We start from the raw sequence: 388 nt of genomic DNA, 5'->3' as shown, positions 1-388 counted from the left end.
CAATCGGAGCTACCTCCTGTATTCAGGGATCTGACCCGCCAGAAGTAATCCGTATCGGCAAGAAGAACATCCGTTCCGAACGAGATGTCAGATGTTTCGGTATCGAGGACAATCTGACTAAAACCATGATCGGTAGCAAGCTGTAGCTGGTAACCGAGGACAAATTCCGAAGCAAGCCATAAGAACTGTACCTCCGGAACGATAACAGAAGCTGCCCCGTTGGCAGGTGCCACAAGCTGGGGAACTCCTGGCAATGGAACTTCACCATCATAAAGTCCGAAGATTTCCGATACGTCCAGTGCCCTGCCGTAAAGCCTGAGGTCGTCAATGGCCCCTTTGAACCGCTGTACTGTTCCGATGGCCCCGATGACCAGATCACCTGCGGAAG

At 52.3% G+C, this 388-nt stretch carries 1 protein-coding gene; it reads right to left on the bottom strand.

Annotated elements, in window-relative coordinates:
• On the bottom strand, positions 1 to 254 hold a 254-nt coding region (locus HMJ38_RS25185), incomplete at its 3' end, for a hypothetical protein (RefSeq protein ID WP_228780281.1).
• Between the last annotated feature and the right edge of the window lie 134 nt (positions 255 to 388).

This window comes from Aquiflexum lacus, assembly GCF_015476655.1.
In the GTDB taxonomy this organism is placed as follows: domain Bacteria; phylum Bacteroidota; class Bacteroidia; order Cytophagales; family Cyclobacteriaceae; genus Aquiflexum; species Aquiflexum lacus.
This window is presented reverse-complemented; position numbering and strand designations above follow the sequence as displayed.